Genomic DNA, 15,269 nt, shown 5'->3' on the forward strand with positions numbered 1-15,269 from the left:
TAGCACTAATTAGAGAAGATGCAAGGGTGATGCAAGGGTTTTAAGAGATTCTAGCAGATTTAAGTGCATTTGGGAAGCTCTCAATCAAGCTAAAAGCCCTTTCCTGTAAGGTTTTTACCATTATTCAGCAAACCCTAATTAGCAGCCCCAATCAAAATAAAGGGCGACCAAAAATAAGGATGGCTTTTAATTTGACTCAGTTTGGCCTGTCGCATGGCTTCACTTTTAGTCATGCCATTCTTGAGATTCTGATAAAATTGGGTCATAATTTCGGCACTGGTATTATCTTCAGCATTCCAAAGACTGGCTATTACTGATTTAGCACCGGCTCTTTCTAGGACGTAAGCAAGTCCCGATATTTCCTGTCCGTCTGCGTTGGCTTCCTTGGCGGTTTGACAGGCACTAAGAGTGATTAATTCGGTATTTTTTAAGCCTAATAATGCGGCATCGGCGATGTTATATTGCTCTTTGTTGGCGAACAAAATAGTATTAGCTTGCATACCCAAATTAGGACAGCCAGCACGCTTAAAACAGCCATGAGTTCCGAGGTGGAGAATCGAGAAGCGAAAGGCTTGTTTTTTGAATATATCTAGAGTTGCGTTTGTACCGAGATATTTTTCACTTCCCGGAAAGAGTTTGCTGATAGTTTCTGCTTCTATTTCTGTGCCTTTAAGTTCTTCTTGGGTGGGTTTAGGGTTAGCAAATGCTAGGCCTTGTAAGGGTTTTCTTTCGGTCGCGGGAGGGGTAGATGTGGAGATGCGAGTTAAATAATAAATCGGATATTTTTCTAGGAGAACTTGTTTATTTTTCTTATCGTAGAGGGTTTCAAAGGGAATATAGCGCAGTTGTCCACTGGCGATAATAGCGATATTTTTCGGGGAACTGCTGGCAATTTGGGACTCGATGGGACGGATTAAAATCTCGTATAATTTACTACTGGTAACGGAATATTTTATATTTTCATGATCGGCTAATTGGGTACGGTATTCGCTGACGAGTTTATTCAATTCATCGCGTTTTGTATCACTTTGAATAACGATTAATTTTTCTCTAGTAACGAGAAATAGAGCGACTTTATCGCGCAGGGGAACGGGTTGAATAACGAGGGTATCAGGAGCGATATTTTTCTGGAGTTGGGCGATGTCGGTGGGTTTAGTTTCAAAAAGTTCAGCAATTTCAGGATATTTATCTCCGATAGTTTCCGCATTTTTATATACTTTTTCCTCGAATTGTCGGATCTGTTGTGCCAGTTCTTGGGAGTATTTATCCTGTAGTTGTCGGCGCATTCCTTCGAGTTGTCGATTGTCGGTGTTCCAGTTATCAAGTGCTTTTTGTGCATCGGGATCAGCAACTTTGGCATTAATCAGGCGATTGTAATCGGCGAGATCGGCGGTAGTGGCGAGGTTGAGCCATTCAAAGGCTTTTTCGGGTTGGTTTTGTTGGATTAGGACTTCGGCGAGGGTGATAACGGTTTTCTCGTTAGAGGCTAAAAACGATTTTCGATTTTGACCTGCAATATTTTCCCTCGAAATATCTCCCCGTATCTTGAGGATAATGTTGAGGGACTCTTCCAAATTCTTGATCGCTTCTGCGGGTTGATTTATCTTTTGATAAGCTAGGCCAAGATTATTTAAAGAATTAGCTTCCCCTTGAAGATCGCCGATTTTCCTCGCTATGGCTCGATTCTCTTGATGGTGATCGATCGCTTTCTGATATTGTCCGAGGGAAAGATAAGCACTTCCTAAATTGCCTAAAGAATCGGCTTCCCCTTTTAGATCGCCTATTTCCCTCGCAATGTCTAAAGTCTCTTTAAGGTAATTGATCGCTTTTTTGTACTCTCCGAGGAAGTAGTGAGCAACTCCTAAATTGTTTAAAGAAGACCCTTCCTCTTGGCGAAGGCCTATATCCCTCGCCATGGCTAAAGACTCCCGGTGGTAATCGATCGCTTTTTGATACTGTCCGAGGGATTGGTAAGCATTTCCTAAATTGCCTAAAGATCTGGCTTTACTTCCTCGATCGCCGATTTTCTCAGCGATGGCTAAAGACTGCCGGTGGTAATCGATCGCTTTTTGGTATTGTCCGAGGGATTGGTAAACGTTTCCTAAATTGCCTAAAGAATCGGCTTGCACTTTTAGATCGCCGATTTTCTCAGCGATTTCTAAAGACTGCTGGTGGTAATTGATAGCTTTTTGGTACTGTCCTAGTAAGCGGTAATCAACTCCTAAATTGTTTAAAGCCTTGGCTTCCCCAGAACGATCATCTAACTCCCTCGTGATGGCTAAAGACTGCTGGTGGTAATTGATCGCTGTTTGATACTCTCCACGCGATTGGTAAGCGTTTCCTAAATTGTTTAAAGAGGCCGCTTCCCCCTGTCGATCTTTAATCTCCCTCCTGATGTTTAAAGACTGCTGATGGTAATCGTTCGCTGTTTGATACTCTCCACGCGATTGGTAAGCGTTTCCTAAATTGTTTAAAGAATTGGCTTCTCCTTGGCGATTAACTATCTCCCTGTTAATGACTAAAGACTTTTTGTGGAGATCGATCGCTTCTTGATATTGTCCGAGGGAAAGATAAGCACTTCCTAAATTGTCTAAAGAAGCGGCTTCTCCTTGGCGATTTTTGATTTCTTGATAAATTTGTAAGGCTTTTTCCCACGATTGCAAGGCTTCTCGAAACTGACTTATTTTATATTGTTGAGCGCCTTGCTCGAAAAGCTTATCCGCTTCTTTTCGCTGTTTTTCTGCTTCCATTAATACTAAAAGTTTTTCAGCACTTTTTTCTAAATCAGCATCCTTAATTTCTTTTGCGATTATTAAAGTCTGCTGAAAAAATTCTATGCTCTCCTTAAATTCTCCTAACTCATAGTAAGCCCCACCGAGATTTAAAAAGGCGAGGGCTTCTAGACGACGTTCTTTTGACTCTTGTGCTATTTTAACCGCATTTTCTAAAACAGAAATAGCTTGACGGTATTGACCGTCGTTAACATAGGCATTGCCTAAATTAACGGTAGATTTAGCTTCCCCTGAAAGATCTTTAATTTGCCGGTAGGCTATCACCGCCTGTTGACAGGATTGAATCGCCAATTTTACTTGATTATTATCAAGATTCTGGCGACATAATTGTAAAAGCTGATCGGCTTCCGCTTTCCTCGCATCCGTATTTTGCGCTATTACCGCAGGGACGAGAGAGGAGAGTTTCCCGTTAACAACTGGTAGGGTGACGGTAGCCACTAGGGAAAGAGTAAGTAATGCGTAAAATTTGGGATTCATAGTTATTTCCGCTATCAGTTATTAGTTAATACACCTCATCATGAGTTCCAATGTTAATCAAAACTATTCTATCTGTTTGAGTTTTTTCGTCTCGTTCTAAATAGAAAATGATGCGGCAATCATAACTACTTCCCATCTACAAAAGGGTGATTCTTGACAATCCCATAAGCGTAGGCTGCTGCCAAAGAAGCCATGTCAGGAGGCGACTCAGAATAAGCCAGAAAATTTTGCGGTCGGGAAAGTGCGCTTTCTAGCAACCCCTCATCTCGAATACCCTCTAATCCACCATGCTCGGCTATTTGGCGGTGATGAATCGCGAGAGCTACCCCATCAGCTATCCAGATTAGCTGGTTCATGAGCCTAAGTTGCCAGCTTTCTCAAAACATTCCAGTCTTCGCGCATCACTTCCTCCGCCACTTCCATTTGCTGGACAAATTCGGGGTCGTAGGGTGTAAGCTCAAAGCCATTCGGCGTTTCCAAGACGTAGAGCATATCGCCTTTACTAAGGCGCAGCTTCTCCACCAACTCTTTCGGGAAAATCACCCCCATAGAGTTCCCTACCGTTGTGACTTTTAACTTAATCATCGTTTTTTGACTGAGTAAATATGTCAATTATAGCACCTCCCATATTTCCTGAATTTCTCACATCACTTAACAATTTAGTATTAACTTTCCGAACCATTGTCTAATCTCTTGTTTTTCACTCTCTTCCAACGGAAAATCAATATTTTTGAATTGTTCGGCCCTTCTCTGTTTGACTGCTAAAATCTCAATCCCTACAATCCTATCCGTCTCATCGTAATCATAGACAATCCCCGGCGCTAGTTCCTCAGAATCAATAACCTTTCCCTCACAACGACGAATATAAGCGGCATTAGCGGCTCGATCATAGTCTATTTTCATATAGCAACCGCCAAGGCAATAAAGATTATAATTACTATATGGTGACATCTTTAACCCCAGCCCAACTAGACAACCTCAACCGCTTTCAAAAACGCCTTCCCCGTCATGCTACCCCAATTCGGATCTATAATCTTCCCAACGGTGGCAAAGCATTTCAAGCAGACGTTCCCGCCAAAAATATTTCCGGTTCCTATGCAACCTACGAAAAACAAATTGATGCGGAAGGAATCACTCTCTTTTACACCAAAACAACCTACGCCCCCAACGGTTCTATTGTTCACATCAAACAAAAATACCCATGAAAAATAGACAAGAATACCTCAACGCCCTAGTCAACTTTGACCAACCCTTATCAACTATCCTCCCTATCCTAAAAACCTTTCCTTGGGACAGTGGCGAAGCAATTATCACCCTAAAAAAAGAGCATCTGATCGATATTCTCGATCGCTATCTTAATAACGCTCTATCTGCCACCGACCTAGAAAACTGGGCCGATGCCATCGAATGCAGAGAAGATATCGCCTATAAAACAGATGAGGAAAATCTCATCAATGACATCATCTTTGACCTCGCTAACCCGACCTTAAACGATCCACTATCACCAAAAACAATCGAACAATACATCAGCCAACTTTCCCATTTAAAGTCTTCCTTAATTGCTTAAAAAATAGGCTTCTTCTTTGTGAATTTTAATGCGGGTTTACTTGAATCTCAATTTTGTCCGAGGGGTTGAATTTAATTTCCTCAACAACGTAGGAACTCTTACTCGCCACCCCTTCGATCCCTCTTATTTCTAGAGGATCTAGCGAGGTTATAGTTACTTCCGCTTTTCCTTCATTAACATCAACAATTTTGAAATTCTGTAAAAGTTCCTGCCAGCGGTTTCTATTCTCTTTTGGATTGCTTGATCCCCCTTCCCCACGAATAACAAGCTCTCCGCTTTTGATAATAACCTTGCCTTGAAACTCTATCTGTTTGATCTCTTTCATCGCCACTTCTTTTGTTTTTGATTCTCTCCCTAAAGCGATCGTTTTTGCTTGGGAATCGAACTTGATTAATCTCCCAGATAGAGAAGTGCCATTTTTTAAAGATACATTTGTATCATCTGGTATGAATACGGGAATTTTCTTGACGGGAGATCGATCGCCGGTGGCTGGTAGATGATAGCCAGCAAGAGAGGCGATAAAAACTAGGCTAGTTGCGGTTATTATTGGGTAGAGTTTTTTCATCTTTACCTTGCCTGAATGATCGGGATTTAGTTGGTTCTGTTTTCAATCTTGGATGTGGTGGGTTAGGAGTAACAGTAACCCAACCTAGGGTTTTTTCTAGAGGGTTTTTTCCATATTTTAGCGTCGGGATTGTCAAAGGGGAAGCGTTTTATCTTCTCTTTATGTTAAAACTTATGAAGGTACTCCTTTATGCGGTAAGCGATAGAAATATGACTCTACAAGAGCTAATGCGGTGGGTGGAAAAATTATCCTCGATCGAGAAACGGCAACTGATCGAAAAAATTACCGCAGAAATGGCATCGGAATCGGCAGAAATTAATCAACCCCGTCCCTCTTTATGGGGTATATGCGCCGATTTAGGACAGGCTCCCTCGGCTGAAGATATCGATAAAACCCGACGAGAAGCGTGGGGAGATTTTACGGCAGAGGATATTTAAGTGTTAAAAGCAGTTTTAAGTAGGTAGGCGTTAAAAATTATCAGACACCCCCCTTATCAAGGGGGGCAGGGGGGATCGAACCTGAAATCCATTTTAAATTTAATTATAACCAGCTACTTAGATACTCATGCGGTTATCTGGTATCTTTACATCGAATTATTGCGGCAACCGCCCTATATTTAAACGGTCCCTTAATTAGCCGAGATCGAAAAATTCAATTATCAACGGTTAATACGATCTGGTAGCAACGAACTAATCAAATTCCTATTCCCCGAATATAATTCGATTCGGTGGGTTAGCGCTACTCCTAACCCAACCTGCGGTTTTTGTCAATATATTTTTACTTTCCGAAACCTTTGTTCGGGCGGTTTTGTTTGGCAATACGGAGGGCTTTTCCGGTTTTGCCATCCTGTAGTGCAATCCGCATCGATCGCTTTTTCTGGTAGGATTGAATATCCGCCGCTAACGGATGATCGTTATCGATGCGTAGATGGGTTAAAGAACAGATAAGACCCGTTTGTTTTCCCAATTCATTTTTTAGGAAACAAATAATTCCCCCCTCGTCTCCGGTGTAGAAAATTTTATCGATCGAAAACTGGTGATCGGGTTTGTATCGCTCGCCTTTTGTTTCAGCTATTTTTAACGTTTCGGGAGTTGCACGCACAGGGATTGGTAAACTCGCTTCCATTTTCTCGATTAACAAACGAACTTGTCGGGGATCGTCGATGGACATGGTTATTCTCCTTGATAAAATACAAAGAACTGGCGATAGAACCCGGTCGATCGAGTAGGATAGCGATCGAAAACGCCAATCAGGGACATTTTGCCGTGAGCGCTCCGAATTCTCCCCCTCCCGGAACACAGATACTAGGAACCTTCGCCAGTCTTCTCGGTTTGCTGGGGATTTTTCTCTATTTTACGGGATGGATCTATCGGTGGGCCTATTTCGGCTGGTTTAGCCTTGAGATCAACCGTCTGGACTTGCCCTTGCGTTCCTTCCTTTTCGTGCCGATACAGGTCTTCTGTGGCGATTTCGGGGCGTTGATGCGAACGTTTCTGGCACTGGTTGCCGTTGCCTTCGCGATTCAATTTACCCTCTGGATTTTGTCTCCCCTGCCATCCTATTCAATTGTCAGTCAATCTAAACGGAAATTTCATCAAATATTTCACCCCCTAGGTTTATTAGTCCGGGGAATTCCCGAAGCTCTCCGAAAAGATTTGATCGCTGTTATTTGGCTATTAATTATTCTTTTTTGGTTAGCCCGAATTCAGGGATCGATCGATGCCCGTCGCGATGCAGTTAATGATAGTTCTACCTTACCAGTTATCACTTTAGTTTTACCAGAAAAACAGATAGCGATCGGTCGCAATCCTGATGATGTTTTTACCGATCCTTCTTTTAAGGGTTATCGAATTATCGGTGAGACCAAATTACTCGAAGAGCTGCGGGGAAAAGAAACGAATGATAGTAAAGTCAATCCCCCGCGAGTTTGGCGGTTATTAATCCAAAATAACAATTGGATCTATGTTTTTCGCGGGTTATCCCCTCAGTCGGCAGAAAATGAACGTCCGGCGATTCTAGCCATTCGCGAGGATAAGGAGGGACAATTGATGATTCTCGCGCCGGATGTCCCAAAATCCCGATGAGAGTCAATCGGGGAAATTATCAAAAGCGATCGTTAATAAAAAAAGTCTAAAAGTCGCACCCCACAAAGTTTTCGGCGTTGTCAGATCAGAAGAGGAAAGATGCAATGCTCCGGTGCTGATTCGGAGCATCTTTCCATTTGACAACGCCGATTGTAGGGCTAATTCCACTGCTAAATCGAGCGACTCTTGTTCCCCACTTAAGCCCAACTATCGGCACTATTCGTTCATTAAACACTAATTGTCAAGATGCCATGTAATCTTTCCTATCAAAGTAATTTCAGTTCCGGTGCTGATTCGGAGCATCTTTCAATTTGACAACGCCAGGTTTTTAGATTCATTCAGCCCGCCCTATCTAGGGATTGCCACCACCGACAGCGATGCCAGTGCCATAAATCTGAGCATTTGTCAAGTTAATTCTCTCCATCGATGCACCTGTCACATCGGCATCATAAATCACGGCGCTGGTGAAATTGACTCCATCGAGATCAGCTTGATTCAAACTGGCATTAGTCAGAAAAGCTGCGGTTAAATTTGCGCCTTCTAGGTTAGCATCGGTCAAATCCGCGCCCTCTAAGTTAGCTTCCTCCAGATTAGCTCCTTGTAAATTCGCTTTTCTCAAATCAGCACCGATTAGATGCGCCCCCCTTAAATCTGCACCGCGGAGATCACAGCCCGGACATTCCCGCGTATTCAATAATTGTTGTACCTGTTGAGGATTTTCCGCACCGACGGGGTTAATCAGCAGTAAAGAGGCTAGGGAACCTAGGGTAATCATTAAAGTCCTTTTCATCGTTTTAGCCTCCTCTTTCGTTTTCCTCTCTACTTTTAGGATAGGAAAAAAGCTGCTAACCAACTTCCCCCGATCGGGCTAATTCTCCTGTTATCTCACTTTTGCTTGCTTTTGCTAGTCGATCTCTCCTTTTATGACCGTTGCGATCGCTGCTCGGGCATTTTCCTTAAATTCCTTCACATCGACGCGACTTAATAACCAAACTGCCAGGATCATTCCCAATGCTTGCAGGAGGAAAACTAAGCTATAGGCTAAAACCGGACTAGAAAAGATAACTTTCCCGATATTTAAAATCGTACCGCCTAAAACCGTGGCCAATCCCCTGGCGATCGCTTGGGATAATCCCCAAGCGCCGATAAAAGTTCCCGCGGTTTCGGCAGCGGTTAAATCTAACATTAAACTGGTAGCTCCGGCGGTAATCATTCCCGAAGCTAAACCGAAAAAGAGCAAGCTTGATTTTAATAAACCTTGGTTAGCAGAAAAGCCAGCAAAAATCAACAGAATAAAACAAATTGTTGCAAAAATACAGCCATATTTAGTGGTTTTTTGTTTACCGACGCGGGGAATGAGCATAAATCCCGTGGCAGCAATACCAAAAAGGGTTCCGGTTCCCCAAAAAGCGTTCAATTGGGTGGTTTGGGCGATACACATCCCAAAAACCTCGCCGCCAAAGGGTTCCATAATTGCATCCTGCATAAATAAACTCAAAGTCATCATCAGCAGAAAGGTGAAAAATAAACCGGTTTGCCGACTAGCGGTGAGAACTTGTAGGGCATCTTTAAAGGTAATTTGATCCTCTCTTTGCACAAGAGTGGACCGACTGCTAAAACGAGAATATTTTTTTTCTACGCCAAAAGTCGCTAAAATACAGAGACCGAAAACGATAGCGGGCATAATCGTGAACACGGGGTTAATACTCGCCTGTAGTTGCGGAATATTGGCTATAGGGGCTGATTGAGTCGGATCATAGGTCAAAATATTTGTACCGCAGATATTGGGAGTATCCAGCAAACGAGAACTAACGATCGCCCCGACGACGATTCCCACCATCAGCATTGACCACACTATAGCAACTAATTGCGATCGATTATCTTCATCGGACACATCCACCAAGAGGGCGGCAAAAGGGGTGGAACTGGCGCTTAAAGCGAGTCCGTAGAGGGCGAAAATTAAGGCTAAGAGGGCAATCCAGGCGTAGGAAATGGTATTCCATCCCGAAGTTTGAATACTAAGTCCCAATTGCCAGACTACCTGCAAAGCAATAAAAGCTAAAGCGGTAAAAACTGCCGCCCCAATCCAGACATAACCGCTGCGATGATGACCTAAAATAGTTTTACCGTCGGATCTTTGCCCAAACCAGATGCGCGCTGGACTAACAAACTGGTGCATAGCGATCGCAGCTGCGGCGAGAAAGGGTAAAACTTTTAACTCATCGATCATAATCCGATTGAGAACCCCCAAAGTCAGCAGGGACATAATACCTAGTCCCATCTGAAAGAGTCCTAAGCGAAACATGGTGAAAAGTCCCAGTTTTGGCAGGGGTTTTGGGGATGAGTGAGTAGAATTGGAGATATCGCTGGTAGCCATGGTTAAATCAATACAAAAAAAGCCAGTATTTAAAAATTTAACGCAGGACGAGCAGACATCTTCTGGGGATTTAAGTTTCTATCTCTGTTAACCAAGTGGTCAGATCTGTCAAGCTGGTAAAATCGAGCAGTGCTTCTCCTAAAGTTGCGAATTGTTCTAGAGATAGTTCTTGGATTTTTTGGCTTACAGTTGAGGATATTTCACCTCAACGACGGTTAAGTAGTTGTAGAATCAAAGCAACCGCTTCTTATTGTCTTCCTTTTTTTTGGATGTCCTGATCAATGACTGATTCGCCCATAATTTCTTCTCTTAATAAGCTTCTGATGATTTCCTTACTTAATACTAACCCCGCCAGAATTGCTGTAGCGGCGGCTAAATTGCTTTTTTCAGTTCTCCCCTTGATATTAAGTAGGTGGGTGGAATTAAATATAAGATGAACGTAGGTTGGGTTGAAGCATGAAACCCAACGCCCGATTATGTTACGCTACCGCTAACCCATCCTACAAATAATTGTGCCTCCCTACTTATCAATTTTTGTGGCTACTTTGGCCAAGATTTTCCTATTGTATTATCCATTTTCCTGTAACTGTATGTTCGAGTTAATCGAGATCGCAAAAAATGGAGATTTCTCCGATCGCATCTTCCCCATTGTCCTCCCCGATGCCAAAATCTACAACCCCAAAGACCGACTAAAATGCACTCAATACTGGGAAACCCAAAGCAACGAACTAGAAGAAACCATGAAACAGGGAGGACTCGCCAACCGGCAAGGAATTATCGACGATCTAAATCTTGACACCGTGATCCAGAAGTCAAATCGTAAAGTGCTTACTCTGTAATGATTATAATCGATTCGATCTTTGTTTAGCGTTGAAGTTCCATTAGGAATAAATTGGGTCTTTTTCCAGCAAACCTAGCAATTTTTGCATTTTAATCCAAACTCTTCTCATTTGCCAGAATTTACTTTTTTCCATGGCGGCTATTTTACTGTCAGCTTCTCGATAATCCAATTGGGTTTTTTGCAAGTCTTGTTGTAATTCTTGTTCATGAATTTCTAATTGTTTAATTCGTTCTCTAGCCTGTTCCAACTGAGCGAATATATCGACTCTTAAGGTGACTAAAGCAGCAAAAATGGCTTGGATATTTTGGGAGTAAAGTTGGGGATGATTATAAAAAAGTTGGGTGTAGGAATAAATATAGTGTTCTGCGGTCATTGAGCGACTCATAGAATCAGCTTTTTGTCGATAGAAAAATAACACTTCTGGGATACGATAGACTTCTCGACCTAATTCGATCAGAGATAACCAAAAATCGTGATCTTCCCAACCATAAATTAAATTAGTATTATAGCCCCCCACAGTTTCCCAATCGGATTTCCGAAATAAACCGGAGCAAAATATCATATTATCTACTAATATATCGGGAAATTTATACTCAGGCAGCGGCCAAATTCCTTGTCTATCCCCAAAATACTCCGCTTCGCAATAAACTATACCTAATTGCTCATTACTTTCTAGCAAAGTAACCGCTTTTTCTAGATAGGAATCGGCAATTTTATCATCGGCATCAAGAGGAAGAATATAGGTTCCTTGCCCTTGGGCAATTCCTAGATTTCTCGCTGTGGCAACCCCTTGATTTTCTGTGCGGATGATCCGGGTTTTTGGCTGTTGATAATCTTGTAAAATCTCGATGGTTTCTGGTTCTGTGGATCCATCATCAATGACAAGGATTTCAAAGTTTTGGTATGTTTGTACCAAAACAGATGCGATCGCATCATCAAGATAGCGACCTTGATTATAGCAAGGAATAATCACGGAAACTTGAGGAACATGACTCATTGAGGGAAATTCTCTCCTACTCGATCAAAAACTAGGTTATCAATAGCTTATCCCAAAAGTTCCCCTTTCTCGTTTTTCTAAGTAAAGGAAGTGTTGATATCCCTACTAGCAATTTCGGGATAGTAGGACATATTATGGATAAATTCTGAAATTATTGCGATTGCTGGACAAAATCACCCAATTGGGTGATCCCCGTGAGGGAAGTATCTCTTTTTAATAGAGGATAAGTTATTCAATAATCCGATTATCGTTACAAATGATCCTTACATCATGGAAGCTCATCAACAAAAACAACTCCGCACTTTCCTCTTGGAAAAATTAGCAATTTCTCCCCGTTCCCTCGATATGGACCTGCGTCTCTGTGAAGCATCGGTGGGTTCTTTGCCGATGGTTTTATGGCAGTACGGTTTAATCGATTTGTCGCAATTGAATCAAGTTTTTGACTGGATGGAAACGGTATAATTAGTTTTCAAGAATAGGACATTAATTATCATTTTTATTAAGAAAAATGACCAATCCCCAGAGCGGCAATTTACTGAAATTTATTTATTAAGTCCCGTTAAAGTTTACCATCGTAGGAAACCTCCCCTTTGCTGGGACTAATTAAACCAGCTATCATCTGCTATTTCCCACCGTTTTAATTCGAGATCTATATTGAGATAACTGCTGTAATATGGACTAGGTTTTTGAGTTAGGCATCGACTATATGGAACTCTTTTAGAGCCGGATAGAAGTTGAGATTTTCGTGACCGGGACGACTGAGTTTAATCAGGGCAAAACGTTGGGATGGTGGCAATTTTTGCCATTGTTCTAAGCTAATTTCGATCTGGAATTCCCCAGCTTTTTCTAGGACTGTATCGGGAATATGGCTATCATCTAGCCAAGCGGGATGGGGAGCTATTGCTAGTTCTTTCGGGGGATTACCGGTTTTTTCAGTGATTAATTTTTGTAGAAAATCTCGATAGATTTTGGCTTCTGCTGCCGTCGTACAAGCCATATTAACTAATACCATTCTTTCTGGTTGAGTTAACTGCATCCAATGGGATAATTTTAATTTTACTCCACAGGTATCTAGTTTCATTCTCACGGCCATCGGTATGCAACGTAAGGAGTCAACAAATTCGGATTCAAAGTCGAAAAAGGTGGTCATATCATTTTATTGGTTTGCTGAGTATAAATCTATGATACAGTTCCGCGAGATAATTGCTGGGCCAATGGTATTTCTATTGAATAAAATCTGATCGATATTGATGACTAGAAACGAGAATTTTCTCTATTTCCTGCCATTTTTCTCCTGCAATATAGTCAACAATTTGATCAAGATTTTGCCGATAATTTGCCAAAGATATCAATAAAGCTTGACGATTGTATTTAGCCATCATTAAACCTAATTCGGGATTGCCACCACCGACGCGACTGGTATCGCGAAAACCAGAACTAGCTAAATTTTCCGCTAATTGGCGAATATTCAGGTCTTGTTCTTTCGCACAAGCTTGGATTAAACTGGTACTAATCATTACTGGCAGATGGGAAATCCATGCCACGGCTCGATCGTGTTCTTCGGGGGAGGAATAATAAATTTTACAGCCTAATTTCTGCACGATTTCAGTTAAGATTTCCACGGCAAAGTTAGGGGTAGATTCAAGGGGAGTAATCAGATATGGGGCATTGACAAATAAACCACATTCTGCCGCATTAATTCCCTGTTCGGTTTTCCCAGCCATAGGATGACTACCGACAAAATTTGGCCACAATTGGCCACAATTGGCTACAATTACCCCTTTAACTGATCCCACATCGGTGACAATGGTTTGGGTTTTTAAATAGGGAGTTAATTTTTCCAAAGTTGGCACAATTAAATGTATAGGAGTACAGATAAAGATTAAATCGGCAGTAGCTAATAATTCTAAACTGGTGCTAGATTCATCTACCACTCCTTTTTGTACAGCGATATCACAGGTGTATTGTTGACGAGAAACTCCCAAAACTTTATAACCTTGTAAGCGGAAATCTAAGCTCAAGGAACCACCAATTAAACCCAGTCCAATAATGCCAATATTCATTAGGTTTACTCAAAGATAATTTCGTCTTCTAGTCGCCAAGCAGGATCGACAATGCACAAGAAAATTAATGGTTCCTCCCCACAATTATGAATATATTGTTTAGCTAGAGGAGGTATATAAATGGCAGCACCGACAGTCACTAATTGCACTTCCTCATCGATGTGCATTTCCCCTTGTCCTTGCAAAATATAATAAACTTCCGCAGTTTTTAAAGCGTGGGGAGTAGAAGTTTCCCCCACATCTACCCAGGCGTGGGCTAAACTATAACGTAGATTTAACGGCTGTTTATCGGGATGCAATAACTCGCGCAATCGGGTATGATCACCGGCGATGAATTCCTCACATTCGAGCAGTTTTCTGATTAACATAGTAAAATTAAACCTCGAAGATTGTTTTTATTTTATCATTGAGTCAAAAGCTAAAGACTAATAGCCGTTATCATAGAAATATTCAGCATCGCCAGAATTAACGAATGACTTGGTTAGAACATAGTGTACAGGTAGAAGTGGACGCGCCGATCGATCTGGTTTGGGCTCTCTGGTCAGATTTAGAACAAATGCCCCAGTGGATGAAATGGATCGAATCGGTGAAAATTCTAGAGGAGGAGCCAGAGCTTTCCCGTTGGAAGTTAGCCAGTGGTGGTCTAGAATTTACTTGGTTGTCACGGATACTGAAAATTGTCCCCCACCAGATGATTCAATGGGAATCCGTGGACGGTTTGCCTAACCGCGGGGCCATTCGTTTTTATGACCGTCATGGTAGGAGTATTGTGCGACTGACAGCAGCCTATGCTATACCAGGTTGGTTAGGAAAATTGATGGATAATCTTTTCCTCGGTCGAGTGGTGGAATCAACCCTGCAAGCCGATCTAGAGCGTTTTCGCCTTTATGCTCTCAATATTGTCAATAATACGCCGCCAAGGTGAGTTGACATACTCCCACCGTCAAGCTACGCTGTGACGGGGGATTCTTGACCTATCACTATCGGAAATTCCTTGTTCAACGAGACAGCTTAGATTCTCAATGTCTCCACTGAAAACCCAGAGACCGGACTCTCCCAAGGCGTTTGGGTCGGTTTCTGTTTGCCCAACAGTACCGTTGAGATGATTTCCCAAATATTTCAACCCTTTTTTAAGAATGTTGATGGCTGCATTATGATCCCTATCTAAGACTGTTTTACAATTGGGACATTGATGAGTTCTAGTGCTTAATGTTTTTTGAACTCTCGTCCCACAAACTGAACAATCTTGGCTAGTAAAATGGGGAGGAACAGCAATACAGACAATCCGATAAATCTTGGCAAAATAATTCAACCATTCAGTGAATTGATACCAAGAAGCATCAGAAATCGACTTAGACAGCTTAAGGTTTTTGACTAAGTTTCTTACCTTTAAAGCTTCATAGACTACCAGATCATTAGACTGGACTAACGCCAAAGCGTCTTTAATTGCTTTGTCTTTACGTTGTCTTGATACTTTAAGATGAAGCCTAGCTACTTTTATCCGTT

General features: G+C 41.9%; 21 protein-coding genes. 7 read left to right on the top strand and 14 right to left on the bottom strand.

Features of this window, described 5'->3' with window-relative positions:
* Positions 1-134: 134 nt before the first annotated feature.
* The 4 genes from O9300_RS04150 to O9300_RS04165 all read right to left on the bottom strand — a co-directional run bounded on the left by O9300_RS04150 (position 135) and on the right by O9300_RS04165 (position 4,172).
* Positions 135-3,269, bottom strand: a complete 3,135-nt coding sequence (locus tag O9300_RS04150; protein ID WP_287970212.1) for a CHAT domain-containing protein — start codon at positions 3,267-3,269, stop codon at positions 135-137.
* A 125-nt stretch (positions 3,270-3,394) separates the two neighbouring features.
* Complete coding sequence (locus O9300_RS04155) at positions 3,395-3,625, bottom strand: type II toxin-antitoxin system death-on-curing family toxin (protein WP_238141869.1); 231 nt, start codon at positions 3,623-3,625, stop codon at positions 3,395-3,397.
* A 4-nt stretch (positions 3,626-3,629) separates the two neighbouring features.
* Positions 3,630-3,854, bottom strand: coding sequence for an AbrB/MazE/SpoVT family DNA-binding domain-containing protein (locus O9300_RS04160; protein ID WP_012267820.1), 225 nt, complete (start codon positions 3,852-3,854; stop codon positions 3,630-3,632).
* 66 nt (positions 3,855-3,920) lie between these two features.
* Positions 3,921-4,172 carry a DUF2283 domain-containing protein gene (locus O9300_RS04165; protein ID WP_287970214.1) on the bottom strand — a complete coding sequence of 84 codons (252 nt, stop codon included), beginning with the start codon at positions 4,170-4,172 and terminating at the stop codon, positions 3,921-3,923.
* A gap of 38 nt (positions 4,173-4,210) precedes the next feature.
* Between O9300_RS04165 and O9300_RS04170 the strand changes: the two genes are divergently transcribed.
* Both O9300_RS04170 and O9300_RS04175 read left to right on the top strand, forming a co-directional pair.
* Entirely contained in the window at positions 4,211-4,474 is a 264-nt protein-coding gene (locus O9300_RS04170; protein ID WP_002735197.1) for a hypothetical protein, read from the top strand.
* Positions 4,471-4,836, top strand: coding sequence for a hypothetical protein (locus tag O9300_RS04175; RefSeq protein WP_287970215.1), 366 nt, complete (start codon positions 4,471-4,473; stop codon positions 4,834-4,836). The genes O9300_RS04170 and O9300_RS04175 overlap by 4 nt, the downstream gene beginning before the upstream one ends.
* Positions 4,837-4,861: 25 nt before the next feature.
* On the opposite strand, the gene O9300_RS04180 is transcribed toward O9300_RS04175, so the two are convergent.
* Positions 4,862-5,401, bottom strand: a complete 540-nt coding sequence (locus tag O9300_RS04180; RefSeq protein WP_287970216.1) for a hypothetical protein — start codon at positions 5,399-5,401, stop codon at positions 4,862-4,864.
* 173 nt (positions 5,402-5,574) lie between these two features.
* Here O9300_RS04180 and O9300_RS04185 point away from each other — a divergent pair, with 173 nt between their 5' ends.
* Positions 5,575-5,838, top strand: coding sequence for a hypothetical protein (locus O9300_RS04185; RefSeq protein ID WP_287970217.1), 264 nt, complete (start codon positions 5,575-5,577; stop codon positions 5,836-5,838).
* Positions 5,839-6,178: 340 nt separating this feature from the next.
* Here O9300_RS04185 and O9300_RS04190 read toward each other — a convergent pair whose 3' ends face one another.
* On the bottom strand, positions 6,179-6,571 hold the full coding sequence (locus O9300_RS04190) for a hypothetical protein (protein WP_287970219.1): 393 nt from the start codon (positions 6,569-6,571) through the stop codon (positions 6,179-6,181).
* A gap of 11 nt (positions 6,572-6,582) precedes the next feature.
* Here O9300_RS04190 and O9300_RS04195 point away from each other — a divergent pair, with 11 nt between their 5' ends.
* Positions 6,583-7,485, top strand: coding sequence for a hypothetical protein (locus O9300_RS04195; protein WP_287970221.1), 903 nt, complete (start codon positions 6,583-6,585; stop codon positions 7,483-7,485).
* 352 nt (positions 7,486-7,837) lie between these two features.
* On the opposite strand, the gene O9300_RS04200 is transcribed toward O9300_RS04195, so the two are convergent.
* The 3 genes from O9300_RS04200 to O9300_RS19620 form a co-directional block, all read right to left on the bottom strand.
* Positions 7,838-8,275 carry a pentapeptide repeat-containing protein gene (locus O9300_RS04200; protein WP_287732180.1) on the bottom strand — a complete coding sequence of 146 codons (438 nt, stop codon included), beginning with the start codon at positions 8,273-8,275 and terminating at the stop codon, positions 7,838-7,840.
* A 114-nt stretch (positions 8,276-8,389) separates the two neighbouring features.
* Positions 8,390-9,862 (bottom strand): BCD family MFS transporter, encoded by a 1,473-nt coding sequence (locus O9300_RS04205; RefSeq protein ID WP_287970223.1) that lies wholly within the window; start codon positions 9,860-9,862, stop codon positions 8,390-8,392.
* 70 nt (positions 9,863-9,932) lie between these two features.
* Positions 9,933-10,061 carry a DUF4351 domain-containing protein gene (locus O9300_RS19620; RefSeq protein ID WP_409830411.1) on the bottom strand — a complete coding sequence of 43 codons (129 nt, stop codon included), beginning with the start codon at positions 10,059-10,061 and terminating at the stop codon, positions 9,933-9,935.
* 313 nt (positions 10,062-10,374) lie between these two features.
* Between O9300_RS19620 and O9300_RS04215 the strand changes: the two genes are divergently transcribed.
* Complete coding sequence (locus O9300_RS04215; RefSeq protein WP_287732178.1) at positions 10,375-10,701, top strand: hypothetical protein; 327 nt, start codon at positions 10,375-10,377, stop codon at positions 10,699-10,701.
* A 42-nt stretch (positions 10,702-10,743) separates the two neighbouring features.
* Here the strand turns inward: O9300_RS04215 and O9300_RS04220 are convergent, their stop codons facing one another.
* Positions 10,744-11,700, bottom strand: coding sequence for a glycosyltransferase (locus O9300_RS04220; RefSeq protein WP_287970225.1), 957 nt, complete (start codon positions 11,698-11,700; stop codon positions 10,744-10,746).
* A gap of 270 nt (positions 11,701-11,970) precedes the next feature.
* Here O9300_RS04220 and O9300_RS04225 point away from each other — a divergent pair, with 270 nt between their 5' ends.
* On the top strand, positions 11,971-12,162 hold the full coding sequence (locus O9300_RS04225; protein ID WP_287970226.1) for a DUF2949 domain-containing protein: 192 nt from the start codon (positions 11,971-11,973) through the stop codon (positions 12,160-12,162).
* A 229-nt stretch (positions 12,163-12,391) separates the two neighbouring features.
* On the opposite strand, the gene O9300_RS04230 is transcribed toward O9300_RS04225, so the two are convergent.
* The 3 genes from O9300_RS04230 to O9300_RS04240 all read right to left on the bottom strand — a co-directional run bounded on the left by O9300_RS04230 (position 12,392) and on the right by O9300_RS04240 (position 14,131).
* Positions 12,392-12,850, bottom strand: a complete 459-nt coding sequence (locus O9300_RS04230; protein WP_287970228.1) for a nitrate reductase associated protein — start codon at positions 12,848-12,850, stop codon at positions 12,392-12,394.
* Positions 12,851-12,923: 73 nt separating this feature from the next.
* The gene (locus O9300_RS04235; RefSeq protein ID WP_287970230.1) at positions 12,924-13,763 is read right to left on the bottom strand and encodes a prephenate/arogenate dehydrogenase; all 840 of its coding nucleotides are present in this window, start codon (positions 13,761-13,763) and stop codon (positions 12,924-12,926) included.
* 5 nt (positions 13,764-13,768) lie between these two features.
* Positions 13,769-14,131 carry a cupin domain-containing protein gene (locus O9300_RS04240; RefSeq protein WP_002736559.1) on the bottom strand — a complete coding sequence of 121 codons (363 nt, stop codon included), beginning with the start codon at positions 14,129-14,131 and terminating at the stop codon, positions 13,769-13,771.
* A 104-nt stretch (positions 14,132-14,235) separates the two neighbouring features.
* On the opposite strand from O9300_RS04240, the gene O9300_RS04245 reads away from it, so the two are divergent.
* A complete protein-coding gene (locus tag O9300_RS04245) occupies positions 14,236-14,688 on the top strand; it encodes an SRPBCC family protein (RefSeq protein ID WP_002758186.1) in 453 nt (150 codons plus the stop codon).
* Positions 14,689-14,706: 18 nt separating this feature from the next.
* Here the strand turns inward: O9300_RS04245 and O9300_RS04250 are convergent.
* Positions 14,707-15,269: RNA-guided endonuclease InsQ/TnpB family protein (locus O9300_RS04250; protein WP_287970233.1), on the bottom strand; the 563-nt coding region annotated here is incomplete at its 5' end.

Origin of the sequence: Microcystis sp. LE19-195.1E, from assembly GCF_027532095.1 — a bacterium.
In the GTDB taxonomy this organism is placed as follows: domain Bacteria; phylum Cyanobacteriota; class Cyanobacteriia; order Cyanobacteriales; family Microcystaceae; genus Microcystis; species Microcystis aeruginosa.

Excerpts from the sequence above, each read along its gene's own strand:
- O9300_RS04220 (WP_287970225.1), bottom strand. The coding sequence starts at position 11,700 with ATGAGTCATGTTCCTCAAGTTTCCGTGATTATTCCTTGCTATAATCAA.
- O9300_RS04200 (WP_287732180.1), bottom strand. The coding sequence starts at position 8,275 with ATGAAAAGGACTTTAATGATTACCCTAGGTTCCCTAGCCTCTTTACTG.
- O9300_RS04190 (WP_287970219.1), bottom strand. The coding sequence starts at position 6,571 with ATGTCCATCGACGATCCCCGACAAGTTCGTTTGTTAATCGAGAAAATG.
- O9300_RS04185 (WP_287970217.1), top strand. The coding sequence starts at position 5,575 with ATGAAGGTACTCCTTTATGCGGTAAGCGATAGAAATATGACTCTACAA.
- O9300_RS04245 (WP_002758186.1), top strand. The coding sequence starts at position 14,236 with ATGACTTGGTTAGAACATAGTGTACAGGTAGAAGTGGACGCGCCGATC.
- O9300_RS04180 (WP_287970216.1), bottom strand. The coding sequence starts at position 5,401 with ATGAAAAAACTCTACCCAATAATAACCGCAACTAGCCTAGTTTTTATC.
- O9300_RS04175 (WP_287970215.1), top strand. The coding sequence starts at position 4,471 with ATGAAAAATAGACAAGAATACCTCAACGCCCTAGTCAACTTTGACCAA.
- O9300_RS04235 (WP_287970230.1), bottom strand. The coding sequence starts at position 13,763 with ATGAATATTGGCATTATTGGACTGGGTTTAATTGGTGGTTCCTTGAGC.
- O9300_RS04205 (WP_287970223.1), bottom strand. The coding sequence starts at position 9,862 with ATGGCTACCAGCGATATCTCCAATTCTACTCACTCATCCCCAAAACCC.
- O9300_RS04150 (WP_287970212.1), bottom strand. The coding sequence starts at position 3,269 with ATGAATCCCAAATTTTACGCATTACTTACTCTTTCCCTAGTGGCTACC.
- O9300_RS04225 (WP_287970226.1), top strand. The coding sequence starts at position 11,971 with ATGGAAGCTCATCAACAAAAACAACTCCGCACTTTCCTCTTGGAAAAA.
- O9300_RS04160 (WP_012267820.1), bottom strand. The coding sequence starts at position 3,854 with ATGATTAAGTTAAAAGTCACAACGGTAGGGAACTCTATGGGGGTGATT.
- O9300_RS04240 (WP_002736559.1), bottom strand. The coding sequence starts at position 14,131 with ATGTTAATCAGAAAACTGCTCGAATGTGAGGAATTCATCGCCGGTGAT.
- O9300_RS04155 (WP_238141869.1), bottom strand. The coding sequence starts at position 3,625 with ATGAACCAGCTAATCTGGATAGCTGATGGGGTAGCTCTCGCGATTCAT.
- O9300_RS04170 (WP_002735197.1), top strand. The coding sequence starts at position 4,211 with ATGGTGACATCTTTAACCCCAGCCCAACTAGACAACCTCAACCGCTTT.
- O9300_RS04165 (WP_287970214.1), bottom strand. The coding sequence starts at position 4,172 with ATGAAAATAGACTATGATCGAGCCGCTAATGCCGCTTATATTCGTCGT.
- O9300_RS04230 (WP_287970228.1), bottom strand. The coding sequence starts at position 12,850 with ATGACCACCTTTTTCGACTTTGAATCCGAATTTGTTGACTCCTTACGT.